Origin of the sequence: Pseudobutyrivibrio ruminis DSM 9787, from assembly GCF_900218035.1 — a bacterium.
Lineage (GTDB): Bacteria > Bacillota > Clostridia > Lachnospirales > Lachnospiraceae > Pseudobutyrivibrio > Pseudobutyrivibrio ruminis.
The window spans coordinates 369,967-391,674 of record NZ_OBMR01000002.1; the positions used below are offsets into that span (position 1 = coordinate 369,967).

Annotated in this window: 19 protein-coding genes and 1 tRNA gene; 2 read left to right on the top strand and 18 right to left on the bottom strand. The window is 39.9% G+C overall.

From position 1 onward, the window contains the following. Positions 1-8 precede the first annotated feature (8 nt). The 9 genes from CRN97_RS01815 to CRN97_RS01855 all read right to left on the bottom strand — a co-directional run bounded on the left by CRN97_RS01815 (position 9) and on the right by CRN97_RS01855 (position 10,352). Complete coding sequence (locus CRN97_RS01815; protein WP_097075634.1) at positions 9-650, bottom strand: PBECR4 domain-containing protein; 642 nt, start codon at positions 648-650, stop codon at positions 9-11. A 387-nt stretch (positions 651-1,037) separates the two neighbouring features. Next, positions 1,038-1,220: a hypothetical protein gene (locus tag CRN97_RS01820; RefSeq protein ID WP_097075635.1), complete on the bottom strand. Its 183-nt coding sequence runs from the start codon at positions 1,218-1,220 to the stop codon at positions 1,038-1,040. Positions 1,221-1,732: 512 nt separating this feature from the next. Beyond that, complete coding sequence (metA, locus tag CRN97_RS01825; protein WP_044937751.1) at positions 1,733-2,656, bottom strand: homoserine O-acetyltransferase MetA; 924 nt, start codon at positions 2,654-2,656, stop codon at positions 1,733-1,735. A 68-nt stretch (positions 2,657-2,724) separates the two neighbouring features. Then, a complete protein-coding gene (locus CRN97_RS01830; protein WP_097075636.1) occupies positions 2,725-4,404 on the bottom strand; it encodes a GGDEF domain-containing protein in 1,680 nt (559 codons plus the stop codon). After that, positions 4,397-6,112, bottom strand: coding sequence for a GGDEF domain-containing protein (locus tag CRN97_RS01835; RefSeq protein ID WP_097075637.1), 1,716 nt, complete (start codon positions 6,110-6,112; stop codon positions 4,397-4,399). The genes CRN97_RS01830 and CRN97_RS01835 overlap by 8 nt, the downstream gene beginning before the upstream one ends. 52 nt (positions 6,113-6,164) lie before the next feature. Then, positions 6,165-8,168 (bottom strand): NAD-dependent DNA ligase LigA, encoded by a 2,004-nt coding sequence (gene ligA, locus CRN97_RS01840; RefSeq protein ID WP_097075638.1) that lies wholly within the window; start codon positions 8,166-8,168, stop codon positions 6,165-6,167. Positions 8,169-8,185: 17 nt separating this feature from the next. Next, positions 8,186-8,920, bottom strand: a complete 735-nt coding sequence (locus tag CRN97_RS01845) for a pseudouridine synthase (protein ID WP_097075639.1) — start codon at positions 8,918-8,920, stop codon at positions 8,186-8,188. Positions 8,921-8,983: 63 nt separating this feature from the next. Beyond that, positions 8,984-10,243 carry an SH3 domain-containing protein gene (locus CRN97_RS01850; RefSeq protein WP_097075640.1) on the bottom strand — a complete coding sequence of 420 codons (1,260 nt, stop codon included), beginning with the start codon at positions 10,241-10,243 and terminating at the stop codon, positions 8,984-8,986. Between the two features lie 35 nt (positions 10,244-10,278). Beyond that, positions 10,279-10,352 (bottom strand) — tRNA-Arg (locus tag CRN97_RS01855). A gap of 128 nt (positions 10,353-10,480) precedes the next feature. Here CRN97_RS01855 and CRN97_RS01860 point away from each other — a divergent pair. After that, positions 10,481-11,335: a shikimate dehydrogenase gene (locus tag CRN97_RS01860; RefSeq protein WP_097075641.1), complete on the top strand. Its 855-nt coding sequence runs from the start codon at positions 10,481-10,483 to the stop codon at positions 11,333-11,335. Between the two features lie 24 nt (positions 11,336-11,359). Further along, on the top strand, positions 11,360-12,391 hold the full coding sequence (locus CRN97_RS01865; RefSeq protein ID WP_097075642.1) for a 3-deoxy-7-phosphoheptulonate synthase: 1,032 nt from the start codon (positions 11,360-11,362) through the stop codon (positions 12,389-12,391). 42 nt (positions 12,392-12,433) lie between these two features. Here CRN97_RS01865 and CRN97_RS01870 read toward each other — a convergent pair whose 3' ends face one another. The 9 genes from CRN97_RS01870 to recA all read right to left on the bottom strand — a co-directional run bounded on the left by CRN97_RS01870 (position 12,434) and on the right by recA (position 21,696). Further along, positions 12,434-14,575 carry a bZIP transcription factor gene (locus tag CRN97_RS01870; RefSeq protein ID WP_097075643.1) on the bottom strand — a complete coding sequence of 714 codons (2,142 nt, stop codon included), beginning with the start codon at positions 14,573-14,575 and terminating at the stop codon, positions 12,434-12,436. Positions 14,576-14,614: 39 nt separating this feature from the next. Next, the gene (locus CRN97_RS01875; RefSeq protein WP_179670645.1) at positions 14,615-15,259 is read right to left on the bottom strand and encodes a hypothetical protein; all 645 of its coding nucleotides are present in this window, start codon (positions 15,257-15,259) and stop codon (positions 14,615-14,617) included. Between the two features lie 455 nt (positions 15,260-15,714). Beyond that, entirely contained in the window at positions 15,715-16,053 is a 339-nt protein-coding gene (locus tag CRN97_RS01880; RefSeq protein WP_097075645.1) for a hypothetical protein, read from the bottom strand. Positions 16,054-16,110: 57 nt separating this feature from the next. Then, positions 16,111-16,650, bottom strand: coding sequence for an NUDIX hydrolase (locus tag CRN97_RS01885; protein WP_097075646.1), 540 nt, complete (start codon positions 16,648-16,650; stop codon positions 16,111-16,113). Positions 16,651-16,674: 24 nt separating this feature from the next. Then, on the bottom strand, positions 16,675-17,400 hold the full coding sequence (locus CRN97_RS01890; RefSeq protein WP_097075647.1) for a hypothetical protein: 726 nt from the start codon (positions 17,398-17,400) through the stop codon (positions 16,675-16,677). Positions 17,401-17,403: 3 nt separating this feature from the next. Further along, positions 17,404-18,210 carry a hypothetical protein gene (locus tag CRN97_RS01895; RefSeq protein WP_097075648.1) on the bottom strand — a complete coding sequence of 269 codons (807 nt, stop codon included), beginning with the start codon at positions 18,208-18,210 and terminating at the stop codon, positions 17,404-17,406. A 132-nt stretch (positions 18,211-18,342) separates the two neighbouring features. Then, positions 18,343-19,881 carry a ribonuclease Y gene (gene rny / locus CRN97_RS01900; protein ID WP_044937730.1) on the bottom strand — a complete coding sequence of 513 codons (1,539 nt, stop codon included), beginning with the start codon at positions 19,879-19,881 and terminating at the stop codon, positions 18,343-18,345. Between the two features lie 160 nt (positions 19,882-20,041). Next, the gene (locus CRN97_RS01905) at positions 20,042-20,635 is read right to left on the bottom strand and encodes a regulatory protein RecX (RefSeq protein WP_097075649.1); all 594 of its coding nucleotides are present in this window, start codon (positions 20,633-20,635) and stop codon (positions 20,042-20,044) included. A 2-nt stretch (positions 20,636-20,637) separates the two neighbouring features. Then, complete coding sequence (gene recA / locus CRN97_RS01910; protein WP_044937726.1) at positions 20,638-21,696, bottom strand: recombinase RecA; 1,059 nt, start codon at positions 21,694-21,696, stop codon at positions 20,638-20,640. Between the last annotated feature and the right edge of the window lie 12 nt (positions 21,697-21,708).

Consider the following 21,708-nt stretch of genomic DNA (forward strand, 5'->3'; position numbering starts at 1 on the left):
GCTTTATACTACATATAGTCTTTTAACGCCACTATTTTTGAAAGTTCTAAGTTACTCTCACATTTTTCAATAACAGAATATTTCTCTTCCGCGAATGCTTTACTTAATATAGCATAGATTTTCTTCTGCGGTTTAGATGAAACATCTCGAATATCCTTCTTAAGTAGGGTATTAGGAACATTTAAATTTGTATACGAGTCTTCAACAAATCCCATACAAGCAAATGTATTTCCAGCTATTTTTTCTGAATACAATTTCAATCCAAAATCGCTAAAATCACCAATCATTGATGCCGTCTTCTTTATATTCATCATGTTTTCAAGAACTTCCAATTTCTGAACTGACGAACCATCTTTAGCCATTATAAAATCGTCTTCTGATAATCTTCCATCAAGACATTTTGAATAAAAGTTAATTGCAGAAGTTATTTTTCTTCTATTTAACTTAAGGCCAGTCAGGTGTAGAAAATTAGATCTATAAAAAACGACCTCATATAAATCAAGTCCTTCAATTGTATCTTTACCATTATCAATTTGCGGTTTTATTTCAGAAGGAGTTCCGTAAACAAATAGAACCTTTTGATCCTCAAGATTCTCATGATAAAGCTTTGCTGCCCTTGTAATAATTGATATTACTTTTTTCTTATCCATAACACATTCTTCCTCTAACATTTAAAATGGGAATGCAATCGCCGCAGCAATTACATTCCCATTTAGTGGTTGATTTTTCCGTTGTCTGCCAACCTCCAGCACCTATGTCTGGAAAATATCAGGTTTTTCCGTTGCCTGCCAACCTCCAGCACCTATGTCTGGAAAAAGTATCAGATTTTAGGTGTCAACCCACCAAGGCATACGCCTTTCTTAACTATATATTATATCGGTCTAACCTAAAAAACAATACATATATTTCACAAAAAAACTAGCTTTATTAGGTAAAAATAGCGGGTGTCTTACCCGCTATTTGGTGGACCTGGGTCTTTCGACCAGCCCAGAAGCATCATTGCCTCTTCTTGTCTATATAATAATATCTAGCGTCAACTATTTCAATAAATACTTGTCAAAAGCCTTATGAACATCTATATGAGTATCCTTGAAGAACAAGATGCACCAAATAATAAATATTGGAATAGCCATATATGTTGTAATGGCATATGAAAGAATTGTTCCTACAATAGCAAATGGTAAAACTAAAACGCCACACATCCAAGCTCCAATGTTCATTGTCTATTCCCCCTTATAAATTCGGCTTTACTATCTTCTACACCCAAAATTACACCATATTTTTATATTATGCATCCGAATCATATAATTATACTTTTGGGATGCATAGTATAAAATGAAGATGCATCCCAAATAATAAATTTGAATATTACGGATGCGTACAAGTAGACCACATTTTCAAAAGCATTCATCCCTATCGCCTAAAATCCATATTAGGGATGTATTATTCCAAAGCTCAATCAAAAAACATGCAGCCTAAAACCACTATACATGAATTTCGGATGCACATCTCTATTACTCACTAATCCCACATGCAGCCCAAAAGAATAAATTGATATTTAGGATGCATTATGAAGAATTACATAGATTAATTACCGCTCTATGGAATACTCAATATTGTAAGATATAGATAAAGTTCAATTTGTTAACATAAATCTAATCTACCGCAACTATTATAACGTATTTACGTTATAAATAAAAAACTTCTGTGGTCAACCACAGAAGTTTCCTTTTTATTTTTCACTAATCTTATTCCACTCATAAGGTGTATTCTGATATACGTAATAATTGAGCCAGTTCGAATACAAGATATTACCGTGGCTTCTCCACTGAAGCAGTGGCTTCTGCTCTGGGTCGTCGTCTGGGTAGTAGTTTTCTGGCATTGCGATTTCAAGGCCTTTGCCCAAGTCGCGCTTGTATTCGCTGTCCAGTGTGTAGCGGTCGTACTCAGGGTGGCCCATCACGAAGATGTTGCTACCATCCTTAGACATACAAAGGAATACTCCGGCTTCCTCGCCCTTTGCACACACTACCAAATCCTCGCAGGCTTCGATATCCTCGGTGCGCACGCCTGTGTGGCGGCTGTGTGGTGCATAGAAAACATCATCAAAACCACGTACGAGTGGTATCTTTCGGTTCAAAACCCTGTGTGGGAACACGCCAAATTTCTTTTCATCCAAATCGTATTTATCGATACCGTATCTGTAGTAAAGCCCCGCCTGGCATCCCCAGCACAGATGCAAAGTGGATGTCACATGTGTCTTTGTCCACTCAAAGATTTTGCACATCTCATCCCAGTATTCCACCTCTTCAAAAGGCATCTGCTCAAGTGGAGCACCTGTGATGATAAGTCCATCGAAATATCTGTCGTACACATCTTCTATCTTTTCATAGAAGTTGTTCAGATGAGTCTTGCTTGTGTTTTTGCTTTCGTGGCTTCCCACAGTCAGGAAAGTCACATCCACCTGCAAAGGTGTATTTGAAAGAGAACGTAACAACTGAAGCTCTGTGGCTTCTTTTAATGGCATCAGATTAAGAATCCCAATACTGATAGGTCTGATGTCCTGGTGAGTAGAACGATTTTCGTCCATGACGAAAATATTCTCGTGCTCAAGTATTGCCTTTGCAGGTAGATCGTTTTGTGTTCTGATTGGCATACCTATTATTCTCCTCTGTTATTATTAAAAAATCCTTCTCAATTTATAATTTCTAATAATAACACAACCTACCTTCTTGCGCCATGCATCAATTGTTTATTCTTGTACATTCTTTCATCTGCCAGCAGATATACCGCATTGGCATCCTTGCCCTCGCATTCGTGGCGATACGCATATCCGATAGCTGCACTTCGATTGATGATTGGGTCCTTTTCGTTGAGAGTTGCAAGTGCATGCTTCATTTCATCTATCAAATAATCCACCTGAGACATGCTCTCTCCGGTAAGGATAACCACAAACTCATCTCCACCTATTCTGGCTATGAAGCCTTCGTTTCCGAAGCATTTCTCCAGCTCGCCGCCAAATTCAAAGAGATATTTATCTCCCATCAAATGTCCCTGATTGTCGTTTACTCCCTTCAATCCATTTAAATCAATGCTTACGATACAATAGTCATCCTCTTTTTCTGATAATGATTTAATGTACTTCTCATACTTTGATCTATTTGCTATGCCTGTAAGCTCATCGGCATATGCCAAATGCGCCAGAGATTCGTACTCTTTCTTTCTAGCAATTGACTCTGAAATGAAGATATTGTAGTTCACCAAAGTTGCAAATACCATGCTGATTGCCCCAAGAGGCACAGCCTTTTTCGAAAGCATTATCTGCTTTGAATATCCCAGCACTTCCATGTAGTAGAAGAAAATATTAAAGATAAAGGATATGGCCAGCATAGCCTGTCCCATAATCTGTATATACTGAGTCTGTGTTATCAGATTTGAGCTAGCATCCTTAACTAAAATCATTACAAACATGAATACAATCAGAACCATGGCGTCTATCTGATAAATAAACAAATAATGATTAATATGAGCAATACCTGCAAAATGCAGCCCTATCAAAACCAAAGGAATGATTGCTCCGATTGTTAAGAAAAACTGGAACAGAGTCTTGTGAAGGTAATTTCTCATAGACCCCATTACCAAATACATCAGCGGTACAACCATATACAAAGAAATGTATTCTATCTCTGTTTGGTGACCATTAGTCTCCACAAACAAATCCAAAAGTCTAAACTGTGCCAAAAGCCATATTCCAAGGGCTATAAACACAAGTGAAGAATACATCTGCATGTTTATCTCTGGCATATCGCTTCTAAATCCCAGTCCGATAGCGAAAAACATAAGTCCAAATATGACAAGAAATGCCGCCGACATAAAAATAAACATATTATTATGAATGCTATATAAAAGCAATGTATAATAACCAGCCAACGCTGGCGCTTCAAAGTAATTGTAGGCACCATCCTCTGTCACAATAAGTGAAATAGAAATATCCACTGGCCTATCTGTTTTTGGAAGGTTTACGAAATTATTCTCACATCCTATAAACTTTCCAGCCTTATATGAATCCAGAAATCCACTTTGTACTTCTTTTGTACTGCAGTACAAAATCCACGCGCTAAATCGGGACTCAAACATAATGGTAGGTGTCACAAACTTGTTCACTTCCACGCCAGGATGCACCATATGTATCACATCCCCTATGTGAGCCCCGTCACCAATTATTTTTCTTAAATCTGACAATGCCACATTTTCATATACGGTGTCATTGTAGTAAACTCTCCATCCCTCATCCAGCACCACAACTTTGTCGTAATTATGAGGCTTCAGGAAAAAATGGCCCACCATCATCAACATAATAAATGTTGCCATGGCTATGCTTAGACATAAAATCTTTTTACCCATGGTGAGCCTCCTTCATCTTATACATACGCTGGTCTGCAAGATAAAAGACATCCTGATATCTGCCACCCTTAACCTCATGATTAAAGGCATATCCCACAGATGCAGAAAGTGTGAATTCATCATTCATTTCGTTATACTTGGCCATTTCCTTGGACATTGCATCAATACATTTCTTGCAAAGAAGCTCATTTGAATTCTGGAAAACTACAATGAACTCATCTCCGCCAGTTCTAGCAATAATATCCGCAGGTCCAAATGCTTTCTTCAAAACATGAGCAAACATGACAAGCATCTTATCGCCTGCAATATGTCCCATATTGTCATTAACATACTTTAGTCGGTCCAAATCGATACTGACAATTCCAAAGTTTCCTCTTAGTGACCCAAAGAACTGGCTGAGAGCCGCTCTGTTTTTAAGCTCTGTCAAAGCATCTGTATAGGCCAAACCTTCCAATTGTTCCTTGATGCGATTTGCACTGATGTGATTAATGCTGTTCATGAAGTAGTAGATAAAATGACACATGATGAAAAACAGCATGCCAAGCTCAAGGAAATTAATAGTAGTAAACAGTCCTGTATGGGAAATATACACACTTTCATTAACCTTAACGCTAGGCTTGGTTCCAATTTCTAGAAGTGACATTACCATCATTATTATGAAACCGATAAACAGATATATTTCAGCGTCCATTCCTACACTTACATCACTATCTGCATGTTCTCTTCTGTAAACTACCAGGTTTTTAATAAGAGATGGCAGAATTATAAACATTTCGATAATATCAAGTACACCCACAGCATTTAAAAAATGGTTTACATGTACAATGTTAAAAACGTGCAAAATCCATATAACAATAGGGAAAATTATATTAACAGCAGCAATTACACGTATCTTATTTTGAATATTATGACTATGAATAGAATAAATCAGCATACTGAATCCCAATGGAATCAAGTAAAAGGAAGTATACTCTATCATAGAGAAAAACATCTCTCGATTGCCTATAAAACAAAAGATGTCATTTCTGGCAAATATATATACTCCTAGCAGATTTGCAAAAATTGCTCCTACCAGAATTTCGATATCATTCTTTCTTGTAAGCAACAAATAAACCCACAATGCAAAAATAATGCAGGAATACATCACAAGAAAGGCCCCAATGAAAATAGATATTCTGTGGTGACTGTAAAATGTTTTTATTAAATCACTCTTTTGGCCATAAAAAACAGGCATAAACCTTCTGATGGAATTATTCTCGGTAAAGGTATACACCATGATAAGCTTATGAACTCCTGGCCTTGTATCAAGAGTCACAATATTGTATTTCTTTGGAACAAAGCTTCCTGTTTTCAGGTACTCTCTGCCATATGTATAAATCAATTCATCATCCAAATACACATCCACTGTGTTGAGCTTGCTGAGAAACATAAGGGTTGTGCCTTGTTTCTCCACTGAAATTTCATTTTCAGTGATAATAGTCTCTCCTCGCTTGCTTTCGCCTATATAGTAATCTGCAAGTCTTACATCACGTAAAGATTCAACCCCACGAAAAACAGACCAGCCTTCTTCGATAGGACTGATCTTGGATTCTGAATTCACTGTGAATCTAGAGCTTCCAAATACTAAAAGCACTACTGTTACGAATGCTATTAGCAATGGAAGCACTAAGAATTTTTTTATATTTTTTAAACGGGATAAATCTAACATACACACATTATAGTATCCATATGTGTTTTATTTATAGAAAAATGGTTACCATTTAACTATTTAACATGGAAATTAACTCTTCCTCACTTATTACATTTACCCCTAAAGCATTGGCTTTATCAAGCTTGCTGCCTGCAGCCTCGCCTGCCAATACATAATTAGTCTTTTTAGAAACTGAGCCAGAGCACTTACCGCCGTTAAGCTCGATAAGCTCCTGCGCTTCCTTTCTTCCCATAGTAGGCAAAGTACCGGTAATAACAAATGTAAGTCCTGCAAACTTGTCACTTGCCCCTTCCTTCTCCTCTTCTACCATGTTTACACCGGCTGCCTTCAGACGATTGATAATATCGATGTTAGTCTCGTCGTGAAGGTAATCATAGATGGAATTGGCGCTAATTTCGCCGATATCGTTGACCTGGATAAGCTCCTCTACTGTAAGGCTCATAATCTTTTCAATGTCCTTAAACTGGGAAAGAAGGGCCTTTGCAGCTGCCTTTCCAACATTAGGAATACCAAAGCCTGTAAACAATCTGTAGGCATCATTTTGCTTTGCGGCCTCGATTGCACCAAGAAGCTTGTCTGTGTTCTTTTCCTTGCCGATGATTCCCTTTTCGATAAGCTCCTCTCTCTTCTCCTTGAGAGCGAATACATCCGCAATATCCTTTATATATTCCTGGCTCACAAGGTCCTCAATATAAACCTCGCCAAAGCCCTTAATATCCATTGCATCCCTGGATACAAAATTAATGATGTGACGAACTAACTGAGCTGGGCAGCATGGGTTCAGGCACTTCATATCTGCTGTGTCCGCATCCCTGGAAACTGGGCCACCACATACAGGGCAAACATTAGGAATCTTGTATGTGACTGTACCTTCTGGACGCTTTGCGTGAACCACTTCTTTAATCTTTGGAATAATTTCACCAGATTTGTAAACCACTATCGTATCTCCGATACCGATATCTAAATCATCGATAAAATCCTGATTATGAAGTGTAGCACGACTAACTGTAGTACCGCATAAACGAATTGGCTCAAAGATAGCTGTAGGATTAACACGGCCTGTTCTACCAACAGATAGCTCCACATCAAGAAGCTTTGTCTCCTTTTCCTCTGGTGGGTACTTGTAGGCGATGTGGCCGTTAGTGTATTTAGCGCTGGTAGAGAAATCGTTGCGGTATGAAACCTGATCAATCTTTACAACCGCGCCATCAATATCAAATGGGAACTGTCCTCTTAAATCACCGATTTCATCGATAACTGCAAGAACCTCCTCAGCTGTTTCGCACTTTTTGTGGAATACAGTGGCAACCCCAGCCTTTTCAAGAATATCCATGCCGTCGCAGTGGCTCTTTGTAAGCTCCTCTGGGCCCTGCTGTACGTTAAATACAAACATCTTTAATCCACGTTCCTTGGTGATGTTGGCATCTAGCTGACGAAGTGTGCCGGCAGCCAGGTTACGTGGGTTGGCTGCAAGCTTTCCACCGTTGAGCTCCTGAGTCTCATTGTATCTGTCGAAATCCTCATGTGACATATATACCTCGCCACGAAGCTGAAGGCTATCATATGGCAAATCAAGATACTGATTGACATCTGGGATAACTAACGCATTTGCGGTAACATCCTCGCCGATAAGTCCATCACCACGAGTCTCACCCATCTTAAGCTTTAGCTTGCCCTTTGAATCCTTTTCATAGCGGAGTGTCATGCTAAGACCGTCGATTTTAGCCTCCACACTAAACATAGCATCAGGATGAACAGCCTTTACTTTTGCTATCCAGGCTGTAACATCAGCCTTGTCAAAAACATCCTCAATAGAAAGCATTGGCACATCGTGAGTAACCTTTACACCAGCCTCACGCATGGCAACGCCACCAATCTTCTGAGAAGGTGAATCAGGTGTCACCCATTCCGGATGCTCTGCCTCTGCCGCCTTGAGCTTTTGCATCAGCTGATCGTACTCATAGTCGCTGATTTCCGGCTCGTTTTGATTGTAGTATCTATCCATGTGATAATCGATTTCGTCGATTAGTTTCTTGTATTCATTTAATTCCATTATTCTACCCCTTTTACCTAGTTTCTTGAGCCCTCAAGCATTTTGTTGAGCACTTTTAGCTCAGCTTCCGTAACATCCCTGTAGGTGTCCTCCTGCAGGTCATTTAGCTCAATATTCATAATGCGCACTCGCTTCAGGCTGCGAACCCTGTAGCCAAGCATCTGACACATGCGACGAATCTGTCGATTCAACCCCTGCGTCAAAACGATTTTAAATGTCCTTTTGGAAAGCTTTTCAACCTGACACTTTCTGGTGGTCACTTCAAGCTCATCCAAATATACGCCAGATGACATTTTCTTAATAAAATCGCTGTCTATATCCTTGTCTACAGTGACAATATATTCCTTTTCATGAGCATTTGCAGCACGCATAATTTTGTTAACCAAATCACCCTGATTTGTAAGAAGAATCAGACCATTGCTATCCTTGTCCAAGCGGCCAATAGGATAAATACGCTCTGGATAATTGATGTGGTCAATTATGTTGTTCTTTTCACGCTTTTCCGCTGTGCAAACAATCCCAACAGGCTTGTTGTATGCGATAAGCACCGGCTTTTTATCTGCGTTTGATACAGGCTTGCCATCGAACAGCACCTCATCCGCTGAGCTTATGCGCATGCCCATTTCCGCCGGCTTGCCATTTACCAAAACACGGCCTTCCTCTATGGCCTTGTCCGCCGCTCGCCTGCTACAAACTCCGGCATCGCTTAAATATTTATTTAATCTAATACTCTCTTCCAAGTATGCCTCCATAATACAATGGAGACCAAAAAAACTTGGTCTCCATTAAAATTAATCATCAATCGTTAATCTAAATTACTCTTGTAAAAGGTCTGTTCTGATGTAGCCTTCTTTCTTTCCGTACTTAACCTTTGTCCAGCCCTCGGCATAGCTCATAACTACCTCTACCTCTTCGCCTGCGTAAGCAACTGCAACCTTTGATGCAGATGAATCCATTGCTGAACGAATATTTACTGTAGATGTAAGTGTGATCTTGTCACCAGCTGTAAGAGCTGCAGCGTTTGTTGTCTCTTCCTCGTCTGTATCCTCTGTAGTCTCTTCCTCAGCGTCGCCTACATTAACTGCATCCTTTGTGATATATGCCTTTGTTCCGTTGTAATCAAACTTGTAGAAGTCTCCCTCTTCACCGTAGATAGTGATTTGAGTGCCACTTTCAAGAGAACCAAGCTTGTCGCTGCTAGCATCTGCTTCTGAGCGAACATTTGCCTTTGCATTTGTTGTGCCTGTGTAAGAGTTTGCTTCCTCCTCGGCATCTGCTGCTGCCTGTGCCTCAGCCTCTGCAGCTGCTGCCGCTTCTTCCTCAGCCTTTGCAGCTTCCTCTGCTGCTGCCTCTACCTCAGCAGTGTAATCTGTGTTCCACTGGATGATAGCTGCTGGCAATGTATCTGACATAAGTGCTGAAAGATTTGCATCACTTTCAAGCGCTGACTCGTATGCCTCGTCAACCTCTGCCTTTAAATCAAGCAAATCCTGCTGACGAATGTAAACTGCGATAAGATCAGAGATTTCTGTATCCATCTCGTAGATGTTGTTGTTCTGGTTGAATGAACCGTAAATGTTGTTGATGAAGAGCTTTCCATCTTCGTTTGTTTCAACATAGAAGAAATCCAAGCCAGGAGCTGCTGTATCGATGTCGTTATACTTAAGCTCAACCTGTGTAGTAACAAGATAAGAATTATCTGTAAGACCAGGCTTTGTGAAAATCTGAACATCGTTGAAGCTCTCGATGTACTGGCTATAGAAAGCAATGTAGCTGATTTCCTGATCACTAACAGGTGTTGCAAGAGTGGCGATTGTGTCTGTGTCTCCCTCTGCATAAGCTGTGTAATAGTTATTGATAAGAGTGGTCAGCTCAGAATTGTTATTCTTTTTGAAGCTCTTGTAAACTCCCGATGTGGATTTGGTATCGCCGCTGCTGCTTGTTCCAAGGAAAAGAACCAGCGCCATGACGATGAAAATTCCACCTGCCAAAAAGTATCTTTTATAATTAATAATGAAATCCTTTGAAATCTCTATTATATTTTTAAATTTAGTTTTTAAATCTTGTAAGTTCATGTGCCCTCCATGCTGCAAATAGTTTGCCGAACAACTGTAGACGGCCGGATTCGAACCGGCGGTCTTCGGAGTCGGAGTCCGATGCGTTATCCAGCTACGCTACGCCTACGTATTTACTTGCCGATTTATTTTAACACAACTTACAAACTAAATACACCTTTCGTCAAAAATTTATGTACTTTAGTTATTAAAAGTGATAAAGTATATGAAAAATCTTACATAAGGAGGTAACTGTATATGAATCCTACAGGTTCAACTAATTTAATTTGTTTACTCGGCAGTCCAGTTTCACACAGCATCTCACCGGCGATGCATAATACAGCCTTTGATGCTTTAGGGCTTGATTTTTCATATATGGCCTTTGATGTAAGTAAGGAAGATTTGCCTACAGCTGTTGAGGGTTTGAAAAAAATCAACTGCTGTAATTTCAATCTAACAATGCCTTTAAAAACTGCTATCATCCCACTTCTGGATGAAATCGATGAAGCAGCCGAGCTTGCTCAATCAGTAAACACCTGCGTTTGTCAGGATGGAAAATTGGTGGGCTACACCACAGACGGCATAGGCTTTCTTCAATCTATGAAGGACTGCGGAATCAAATACGCTGGTACTACTATCACTATTCTCGGTGCTGGTGGCGCCGCATCTTCTATCATCACACAGGCTGCCATGGAAGGCGTTGAAAAAATTAATATCTTCAAAAGAAAGAACGCTTCTTTCCAAAAAGTTGTAGATTTTGCAGACCGACTTACAAAATCTACCAACTGCGATCTTTTTGTTTACGACATGGAAGACATGGATATTCTGAATTTTTCTCTTCAAGAAAGTGATATCCTTATTAATAGTACAAATGTTGGTATGGGCGATGACGACCGTTCCCTTGTTCCAAAGGAATTTTTACATCCTGGCCTTACAGTTTGCGATGTTATTTATCATCCTGCTGAAACCAGACTTTTAAAGGATGCAAAAGCCTGCGGCTGCAAGACAATGAACGGCAAATACATGCTTCTATATCAAGGGGCTGCAGCCTTTAAGCTGTGGACTGGAAAGGATATGCCAATCGACTTAATTAAAGAGACATGTTTTGACTAAAATCTAGAGAAGTGAGGGAATATAATGAGTTTCAATTATCTTAAGAAAATGCCTACTCCAGAGGAAATCAAGGAGATGCTTCCTGTTCCACCAAAGGTTCAGGAAATCAAAAAGCAGCGTGACAAAGAAGTGGCCGACATCATCACTGGAAAAGATGACCGTTTTCTTTGCATAATTGGTCCATGTTCTGCTGACAACGAGGATGCAGTTTGCGAATACATCGAAAAGCTTGCACGTGTTGCTGAGGATATAAAAGACAAGGTTTTGGTAGTTCCTAGAATCTACACCAACAAGCCTCGTACCACCGGTAGTGGCTACAAGGGTATCGCTTCCCAGCCAGATCCAAACGAAGCTCCTGATATGGTAGCCGGCCTTATCGCCATGAGAAAGATGCACATCCGTGCCATGACAGAATCAGAGCTTACTCCTGCTGATGAAATGCTCTACCCTGAAAACTGGGGATACGTTGATGATCTTCTTTCCTACGTAGCAATCGGCGCCCGCTCAGTTGAGGATCAGCATCATCGTCTTACTGTTTCAGGCTTCGACGTAGCATCAGGAATGAAGAATCCTACTTCTGGCGATTTCTCTGTAATGCTCAATTCCGTATATGCGGCTCAGCATCCACATCACTTCACATTCTCAGGATACGAAGTGACCACCACAGGAAATCCACTAGCCCACACCATCCTCCGCGGTGCCGTATCAAAGCACGGCAACAGCGTGCAGAACTACCACTACGAAGACCTAATCAGACTTCACAACATGTACGAAAAAATGGATCTTGTTAATCCTGCTTGCATCATCGATGCCAACCACTCAAACTCAAACAAGCAGTACAAAGAGCAGATTCGTATCGTGAAGGAAGTAATGCACAATCGAAATCATTCAGATGATATCAAGAATCTTGTTAAGGGTGTCATGATAGAAAGCTACCTTATCGAAGGTTGCCAGCCTATCTCCGACCACCAGACATACGGCCAGTCCATCACAGACCCATGCCTTGGTTGGGAAGACACACGTCATCTTCTTTATACAATTGCAGAACGAAACTAAAATAAAAAACTCAAGTCAGATTAAATCCGACTTGAGTTTTCTTTATTGAATCTCTTGTTTATCTAGTCTGTTGTAAATATAACTGATTCCGAAGCAAAGGAATCCGCAAATCAAAAATCCTACTGCTCTAAGGAGCAAATCCTCATAGTTCACATCAATCAACACAAGCTTCACAATGCTTGCAATTGAAAGCACCAGGCCGTACAGTCTCATGGACTTGTACTTCATCCTGAATCCCAGGATAATCGATGCCAGCGCTATCACAAGGAATGCCACGCTTAGCATGATGCCATATGATTCATATGCAATCAAAAACATCAGGCATACATAGGTGTACTTGAAAGCAACGTATGCTCCTGCCCATGAATAATTTTCCAGCAAATTCTTTACATTGATTGATATGAGCGCAGCAATCAATAGTCCGTAAAGAATTGCAAATGGCGATTTTGTAAATATCATCATTTCGGTTGTGTAGAATAAAACCAGGAAGACATTAACAATATAGAACATGATATTGCAAGTCTTTTCATACGACACTTTAATAGCTGCAAATTTCTTTTTGTAAGCAAATATCTGCAGCGCCACCATGATAATACAGAACAATTCTAATGATCCAGGAATTCTGTGGATGTCATTAATTAAATGGAAAGTATATGCAATCATTCCTATAATCCACAGGTAGAACACGTTATCATAGACCACATTAACATGCTCTTCTTTCTCGGTAATTCTCTCTGCTACTGCAAACGCAAGCATTGTAACAACCAATATCAGTCCAAATACCGAATTATCAAATTCAGCAACAATAATCAATATAATCATTGTTAGGCTGTAGAATCTGGCAACCAAATTGCGCTTGAATCTAGAATATACACACGCCCCTATCTCTATCAATACTGCAAGAATACCTCCTACAATTGCTAGGTATTCCGGGTCGGCAACCACGATATTAAAGTTTGCAATGAAAATGAACAATGCAAAAATGATTTCAGCTGTGTATGCAGCAATCTTTGCAGCTTCAAGCTTAATGAATCTTTCAACAACAAAGAAGTCGATAAGTGCAATTGTAAGTATTAGCAAATCTCCTATTCTCTCTGATTCCAGATTTCCAATGTACCCATCTAATGAATAGATCAACATAAATTCCATTGGGAATAGTGTTAGGATTGTCTGAACTACAAAGGTAATGGTATGCTTTTCGTTTTCCAAAAATAAAATCTGCACCAATGATGAGTACATGATTACCACAAGTGTGAATACTAATATTATTATGTCCACTGGGTTTACTTCATTGCCACCAAATCCATAGACACCTGCCAGGTATTTGATTGTAACTAACGTAAATGCGATAATCGTTCCGCACCATGTGGAGAATGAACTCCAGTAGTTCTTTACCAATAGGTCATTTATAAAGAACGATACCTCCGCAAGAACAAGCATCACTAGCACTACAAGGCATTCATCCAAGGTGTGCATCTGAATAGCGCTAAAGATTGCTGCTACAAATATTCCTGTCTGGCCGATTATTGTAAACACGAATGACTTCTTTCTGCCTAGGAAACACAACGCTGCCGCCCATAATACAAGCAGCACATATAGTGCAATTATGTTGATTGCTTCAAAGTAACCATAGGTCACAAACAGCGAAACAAAAACAGCACCTGTTCCGCATCCTGTCAGTGATGTATTCCACTTATTTACGCCCTTCTTTTTAGCATTCAGCTCTCCTGCCACAATAAAGGCTCCGCTGAAAATAAACATTGCCGCGATTTTTACAGCATCTCCCAGCACTGGAATAATCCAAACAGCAAACATAACTATGGCTATGAAAATAAGCAGCGATGCGCCAATGGCCATGCCATATTTTCCAATAAATGACTCCATGCTCTGCTTGCTGGCCTGTGTCCTTGCCTGCTGTAGCTGATAGTACTGCTGTGTTGGCTGTGGGGCCGGCTGTGGGGTTTGCTGCACTGGTGGAATATACTGATTGTAGTACTGTCCCGGGTGGCTGTCCCGCATTATAGGCTGAGGTTGTACTTGAGGTTGTGGCTGTGCCTGAGGTTGTGGCCTAACTATGGCTTCTACTGCAGGCTTTACAGTAACAGCACTCTTCAGCTCCTTCACTTCTGCTTCAAGCCTCTGGACTCTGTCCTCCAGCTCCTGAATTCTTTGTAAATCTTCCATTTTGCTCCCTCTTTATAAATTTAAATTGTTTTTTGGTTTTTATTCATTTTGCATCTTAATCTCAATCGGTTCACCCTCTGCACCATATCCTGACCTGAAATATGTCAAACCTTTTCCCTTGGTCCATTCATATTCAGAATAAAATCCGCTTTCGGTTAATGTATTACTTAATAAGCACGTACATGTATCACCATCATTTGTAATTCTTGTTAACTGACCATCTACGTTTTGTTCCATATCTTGTGAACAGATAATATTTCCACTTTCAATAAAATCCTCTTCAGTTGGTGTATCTGTTCTATCAAACAACACATAGATACTCTCTTCTGTTACATAAAAAGTACCAATATTAAATCTATCGCTTGTTCCCCAATAATATCTGCCTGGGCAGTCAACATACTCAATATTTACTGCGTATACATTTCCATTGTCATATTCATCTAATTTCTTAATTTCAACTGAAACCTCGGAAACATCCTCATCTAAGAATTCTATAACTTTATACGTGTACTCATTATCCTCATCTGCATAAAAATAATCCTTAAATGACTTTGTAGCATTATCCTCTACAACTTCTTCCTGAACGTCTTCTTGCTGATTATTATCTGTTACTACGTTCTCTTTAAAATTATTATCTTCTGCCTCTATATGAACACTCTCAGATTTTCCACAGGAAGTTAACATTATTATGCTTATCAAAGATACTATTATTGTTTTATTTCTCATCATTTTACATACTCCACAGTCTATTTGTGCCCCAATTGCAACACTTTATTGCCATACTACCCAATTATATAAAATATCTAAAATTATTTCACTATTTTTCCAACCTATATTCAAGATGTCATCCCTACAAAAGTATTAAATTAAAAAAAATGGCTGTTTTAATACTTTTGGAGCCCACAAAGTGTATAGGCATTTTATTCTTGCATTTAATTATCTGATATAGTAATATTTTTTCAGACAATGGTGTCAGAATAGAGTCCCTAAGCGGGGATTCTATTTTGGCACCATTTTTTCATATTCTGATTTGCTTGCCCACTTCAGAAATGAAAATGGCGTATACCTATTTGCTTGCCCACTTAGGTATGCGCCAGTTTTTATATAAGCATCTCCCCTAAGAAGCTACCCTACAGCTTTCACATACGCTTTTCCAAGGCTTTTTTCTCCCTGGCTACTCTAATGTCTGCAATCTTTTCTGATTTTTCCAGATTTCTTTCAATATCAATTTCATCAGGAAGTAGCTTATGACGAAGCTTGACTGCACTCCATATTGTAATCAATCCAATAATGGATATGGCCCCATAGATGCCTATCGTAAATGCGAAGTAATTGTTATTCCAAAGCCCCCATTTTAGATATAAATAAGTCAGCACAGTATTGTAAGCTCCGAATAAAACAATTCCCACTCCAAGCAATCCTACTAAAAATATAAAAACTCGGTGAACTCCAGCTTTATTTTCATCTCTTTCATACATATTGTTTCTCCCATATTAAAACTTAAGGAAGCAAAAGCGCTTCCTTAAAGAAGATATCTAGTTCATCTTCGCTGCATATGCCATGATAGCTGCAACAGACTTGGCATCCTGGAGCTTGCCTGAATAGCACATAACAAGAAGGTCTTCCAAGTCATAAAGCTCGATATCAATATCTTCTGCTTCATCCAAATGCTGCTCTCCGATTTCTTTCAAATCTGTAGCCAAATAAACATCAATAAATTCGTCGCAGAATGCTACTGTAGATTTAAGTGATAAAAGCTTTTCTAGCTTTCCTGCTCTGAATCCTGTCTCCTCCTCAAGCTCTCTGGCTGCGCAAATGCTGGTATCTTCATCTACTGAATCACGCTTTCCAGCTGGCACCTCAAGTGTGAATCTATCAAGTGCGTTTCTGTACTGGCGCACCATGATGATTTTGCCGCTAGGATGAACAGCCAATACGCAAGCTGCTCCCATTCTGTGGCTGACAAAATCCCACTTTTCTTCCTTTCCATTAGGAAGCCTAACAGTGTCCTCGTAAATATCCAGGATTGCCCCCTTATGTACTAGCTCTCTCTTTACTCTTTCAATTTTCTCCATAATCATTCTCCTTATATTCTAATATTAATCATATTTTTCAAACATTGTGTGTGGCTCGCCGTCTTCTGATTCAACGTAGCCACAAATAAAGCCATTTCGACGTACTGAAATAAAATCTGCTGTTCCAAATTCCTCTATCATACTCATGTAAATATCGGAATTACTATAATTCCCATATTCTACAAACCCATCGGCAGGGTAAATCGTAATGTCCTTTGTACCGTCATATATGTTTTGAGGCAACAATGTGCAATTTACTTCGTATTGGATGTCAGCATTCAATACGCCACATTCTTGCAGGCAAGCCTTTACTGTATCCTCATCAGAATTAGGCCCCTGCTCAGGTATTTGCAATAAGATTGTGCAGAAATCATCCTTATTAATGGCATAATACGCAAATGGGCTATAGACTACATGGCAATCTTCAAAATAATTATCTGCCACCGCCTGCACTTCCTCAGCCAATTCCTTGCCGCTTGCATAAGTTTTGTAATTATCACTAGTTACAATACCAATCCAGTTTTCTTTATAGGTTATTAGATTTCCATCATCCAAACGTAAATATTCTTTTCTGCTATTTTGTCCTGCATCTTCTGTATGCTCACCATATCTGATTTGAAAATATGCTCTTGCACATAACACCCTGTATGGTGGCACCAATTTTAATATAATAAATTGGATTGCTACGATGCATATACAGACACATACAAAAATTAATAATATATTCTTTAATCTATTTGCTATTTTCATTTATTATTCAACCAAAAATCCTTTATACATATAAATGCCATCATCTCTTCCCATTATTCCTTGGACTGTGATTTCCTGTCCCAGAAGTGAATATAGGGAATCGTCGCTTCCGCTGTATCGGTTACCTTGGACAGTCACATACACTCTTGGGGATTGCTTAAAACTATCCAAATCCGGATATACTCTATATTCCGCTCCCACCAAAAGCAAAATTCCTGTGGTCTTGAATACAGGCTGATTAACAGGCTGCCCTATCATCTCTTGTAACTCTTTTACAGATTTATAACCATACTTAGAAGGATATTGGTCATCTTTGCCTTTCTTAGCTCTATATGAACTAGATGTTACCCATACATCTGTATAACGATTTTCTAAATCATATGAATACTCAACTGTTCCAACTCCATGAACATAATCACCAACTTCTAATTCGTCGTAAAGGTCATCATCTATCCTGACCAGGATTTCATTGGAAGAATCTGTATCTGAATCACTTATGACTATATAGTAACTAGGAAAATATCCCTCTTGCTCATCATATTTATCTTTGACGCAACCCTGATAACAGATGTCATCAGTAGGACTTATGTCAATAGCATAATAATAAATTGCACCTATAGATGCCTCAACTACTTTTCCTCTATTGGCTTCCACATCAAAATCCATATCGTAATCCTGCGGCATCATATCCTTTACATATCCCGACGTGCCATGCTGAGGATTAGTGTATTTAGCGCTCCAATAATATGCTCCCGCAGTCATCAAGACACATAATAAAAGCAAAATCGCACATTTCAATCTAGTACTCATTCATATTCTCCCTGTTGCTTTTCATTATGGTAGTATTCTAATACTTTGTATTTATTAAATCAACCCCTAATTTAATATTTTTTCCTAAAAATGGGTTCAAAAAAAGCGGGTGGATATCCACCCGCTAAGTTTTTACTTTGCGTAGTCTGTAACTCGTGATTCACGAATTACGTTAACCTTAATCTGTCCAGGATATTCGAGCTGTGATTCAATCTGCTTTGAAATATCCCTCGCCATGATGACCATATCGGCATCTGTAACCTGTTCAGGAACCACCATGATACGAATCTCTCTACCTGCTTGAATAGCAAAAGACTTTTCAACACCCTTAAAGCTGTTAGAAATTTCTTCAAGTTCTTTTAATCTGTTTGTGTATGTCTCCATAGCCTCGCGTCTTGCACCTGGACGAGCTGCACTAATTGTATCAGCTGCCTGTACAATACAAGCTATAAGAGTTTCTGGCTCTACATCGCCATGATGTGCCTCAACAGCATTGATAACTGTCTGAGACTCTTTGTACTTGCGGCAAAGATCTGCACCGAGCTGTACGTGAGTACCCTCCTGCTCTCTATCTACTGCCTTTCCAATATCATGCAACAAACCTGCACGCTTTGCTACTCTAACATCAAGACCAAGCTCTGCAGCAAGTAATCCTGATAACTGAGCAACCTCAATTGAATGCTTTAATACATTCTGACCGTAGCTGGTTCTAAATTTCATCTTTCCAAGAAGTCTAAGAAGCTCTGGGTGAATACCCTGAACACCAACCTCGAGTGCAGCTGCATCGCCTTCCTCGCGGATTTGCTGTTCTACTTCTTTCTTAGCCTTTTCTACTGTCTCCTCAATTCTAGCTGGATGAATACGTCCGTCTACAATGAGCTTCTCCAAAGCAATACGTGCAATCTCACGTCTTACTGGATCAAATGCAGATAAGATAACTGCTTCTGGTGTATCATCAATAATTAATTCTACGCCAGTCATAGTTTCAAGAGTACGAATGTTTCGACCCTCTCTACCAATGATTCTTCCCTTCATCTCATCATTAGGAAGCTGTACTACTGAAATAGTAGTCTCTGCAACATGATCTGCTGAGCACTTCTGAATAGCACTAACTACTATCTCACGTGCCTTTTTATCAGCCTCATCCTTTGCCTGAGCTAAGCTTTCCTTAATAAGTTTTGCTGCGTCTAATTTGACATCTTCTTCTACAGATTTTAAAAGTTGTTCTTTTGCTTGTTCGGAGGTAAGTCCTGAGATTCTCTCTAGTTCCTGCACACGCTGCTGATTAAGCTTTGCAACTTCCTCACGCTGCTTGTTAAGCTGTTGTTCCTGACGAGCGAATTCAGCCTCACGTTTTTCAACTGCATCGAGCTTTTTATCAAGGTTATCTTCTTTCTGAGATAATCTGTGCTCACTTCTCTGAATTTCTGCTCGGCGCTCACGGATTTCTTTATCGAGATCGTTCTTCTGTCTCATGGCATCTTCCTTTGCCTCGAGCATAGCCTCTCTCTTTTTAGCCTCCGCATTCTTAACTGCCTCATCAATGATTTCACGAGCCTTCTCCTCTGCAGAACCAATCTTGTTTCTGCCCTGTGTCTCATGAATCTTGTTTGAAACAGCAAGAGTGATAACAACTGCAACAACGGCAACGACAAGTGCAACAATAATCATCGTTACTGCGTTCACAGGAGCACCTCCTTATTTAATTTTCTAATTGGAATATAAAATAAAAGCTATAATGCCCTCATTTATAAACATCAACACATTTAGTTTAACTGTATAAATGGTCTATGTCAAGCATGTGTATACCATATATAGTGGAGCCTAGGGACTATTTTAGGACCCTGTTGATAGCATCTGACGAGAAACCTCTGCCCATTAAAAAGCGATATATTTTGGCTCTGTCTTCGTAGGTGGCATTTTCCTTATCGTAATGCTTTTTTTCAAGGAGACGCTCTATAAGAGCTGACTCATCCCCGGTGTATTCCGCTTCCAAAACTCTGTCGATAACATCGCTAGATATGCCCTTACCAATTAAGTCCTGCTTGAGCCTTTGCTTGCTGCGGGAATCCTGATAGAAACGGATGTGACTGGCAGCCATTCTGGCGTCGTCCAGATAGCCGTATTCATTGATGTAGTCGATAGCGATATCCACCACATCTTCTGAGTATCCGCCCTCACGAAGCTTATCCCTGAGATTTTTCTCTGAGCGGTCCTGCTTTTCCAGCAGGTGAAGAGCACGCTTCTTGCAACGAGGAATGATGATTTCGGTAATGATTTCCTGGTATTTGTCCTCCGGTAAATCCGCCCCTTCTTCGATACCGTAGCTTTCGTATTCTTTTTTATATAGAACAAAATCTGCCCCGCCAGCGAGACAGATTTTTGCTCTTCCCTTTGTTAATTTAACAAGAGATAAAACTTCCATGATTATTCAATAACCTCTGTAGGAATATCAGATTCTTTTTCACCACCAACAAGACCAACTTCGCTCTCGTCAGTTTCTGCATAGTGCTCGCGAATTGCCTCTGCAATCTCCTCGCGAACCTCTGGATTCTGCTTTAAGTACATCTTGGCATTCTCACGGCCCTGGCCAATCTTCTCGCCAAGGTATGCATACCAAGCACCAGACTTCTGGATGATGTCGAGGTTTGTACCAACATCAAGGATATCACCCTCGCGAGAGATTCCCTCGCCAAACATGATATCGAACTCTGCCTCACGGAATGGAGGTGCTACCTTGTTCTTAACGATTTTGGCACGTGTTCTGTTTCCGATTACCTCGCCATTCTGCTTTAATGCTTCGATACGACGTACATCGATACGAACTGATGCATAGAACTTAAGAGCACGACCACCAGTAGTAGTCTCTGGGTTACCGAACATAACACCAACCTTTTCACGAAGCTGGTTGATAAAGATAACTACACAGTTTGTCTTTGCAACAATACCTGTGAGCTTTCTCATAGCCTGTGACATAAGACGTGCGTGAAGACCTACGTGAGAATCACCCATATCTCCGTCGATTTCTGCCTTTGGTACAAGTGCTGCAACTGAATCCACAACGATAATGTCCATAGCTCCTGAACGAACCATAGTCTCTGTGATTTCAAGTGCCTGCTCACCGTTATCAGGCTGTGAAATATATAAATCATCGATGTTTACACCGATTGCTTTTGCGTATTTAGGATCGAGAGCATGCTCTGCATCGATGAAGCCTGCGATACCACCCTGCTTCTGAACCTCAGCAACTGCGTGAAGTGCAAGTGTAGTCTTACCAGATGATTCTGGACCGTAGATTTCGATGATACGTCCCTTAGGGAAACCACCCTGTCCAAGTGCAATATCAAGGCTGACTGAGCCAGTAGGAACTGTTTCTACCTGGATGTTAGCTCCCTCACCCAGCTTCATAACTGAGCCCTTTCCGTATTGCTTTTCTATCTGCGAAATCGCAGCATCTAATGCTTTAAGCTTATCTTCGTTTGCCATTTTATAAAACCT

What these genes read in the sequence shown, in the direction of transcription:
- CRN97_RS01815 (WP_097075634.1), bottom strand. Translation starts at nt 650, where the DNA reads ATGGATAAGAAAAAAGTAATATCAATTATTACAAGGGCAGCAAAGCTT.
- CRN97_RS01820 (WP_097075635.1), bottom strand. Translation starts at nt 1,220, where the DNA reads ATGAACATTGGAGCTTGGATGTGTGGCGTTTTAGTTTTACCATTTGCT.
- metA (WP_044937751.1), bottom strand. Translation starts at nt 2,656, where the DNA reads ATGCCAATCAGAACACAAAACGATCTACCTGCAAAGGCAATACTTGAG.
- CRN97_RS01830 (WP_097075636.1), bottom strand. Translation starts at nt 4,404, where the DNA reads ATGGGTAAAAAGATTTTATGTCTAAGCATAGCCATGGCAACATTTATT.
- CRN97_RS01835 (WP_097075637.1), bottom strand. Translation starts at nt 6,112, where the DNA reads ATGTTAGATTTATCCCGTTTAAAAAATATAAAAAAATTCTTAGTGCTT.
- ligA (WP_097075638.1), bottom strand. Translation starts at nt 8,168, where the DNA reads ATGGAATTAAATGAATACAAGAAACTAATCGACGAAATCGATTATCAC.
- CRN97_RS01845 (WP_097075639.1), bottom strand. Translation starts at nt 8,920, where the DNA reads ATGGAGGCATACTTGGAAGAGAGTATTAGATTAAATAAATATTTAAGC.
- CRN97_RS01850 (WP_097075640.1), bottom strand. Translation starts at nt 10,243, where the DNA reads ATGAACTTACAAGATTTAAAAACTAAATTTAAAAATATAATAGAGATT.
- CRN97_RS01860 (WP_097075641.1), top strand. Translation starts at nt 10,481, where the DNA reads ATGAATCCTACAGGTTCAACTAATTTAATTTGTTTACTCGGCAGTCCA.
- CRN97_RS01865 (WP_097075642.1), top strand. Translation starts at nt 11,360, where the DNA reads ATGAGTTTCAATTATCTTAAGAAAATGCCTACTCCAGAGGAAATCAAG.
- CRN97_RS01870 (WP_097075643.1), bottom strand. Translation starts at nt 14,575, where the DNA reads ATGGAAGATTTACAAAGAATTCAGGAGCTGGAGGACAGAGTCCAGAGG.
- CRN97_RS01875 (WP_179670645.1), bottom strand. Translation starts at nt 15,259, where the DNA reads ATGTTAACTTCCTGTGGAAAATCTGAGAGTGTTCATATAGAGGCAGAA.
- CRN97_RS01880 (WP_097075645.1), bottom strand. Translation starts at nt 16,053, where the DNA reads ATGTATGAAAGAGATGAAAATAAAGCTGGAGTTCACCGAGTTTTTATA.
- CRN97_RS01885 (WP_097075646.1), bottom strand. Translation starts at nt 16,650, where the DNA reads ATGGAGAAAATTGAAAGAGTAAAGAGAGAGCTAGTACATAAGGGGGCA.
- CRN97_RS01890 (WP_097075647.1), bottom strand. Translation starts at nt 17,400, where the DNA reads ATGAAAATAGCAAATAGATTAAAGAATATATTATTAATTTTTGTATGT.
- CRN97_RS01895 (WP_097075648.1), bottom strand. Translation starts at nt 18,210, where the DNA reads ATGAGTACTAGATTGAAATGTGCGATTTTGCTTTTATTATGTGTCTTG.
- rny (WP_044937730.1), bottom strand. Translation starts at nt 19,881, where the DNA reads ATGATTATTGTTGCACTTGTCGTTGCCGTTGTTGCAGTTGTTATCACT.
- CRN97_RS01905 (WP_097075649.1), bottom strand. Translation starts at nt 20,635, where the DNA reads ATGGAAGTTTTATCTCTTGTTAAATTAACAAAGGGAAGAGCAAAAATC.
- recA (WP_044937726.1), bottom strand. Translation starts at nt 21,696, where the DNA reads ATGGCAAACGAAGATAAGCTTAAAGCATTAGATGCTGCGATTTCGCAG.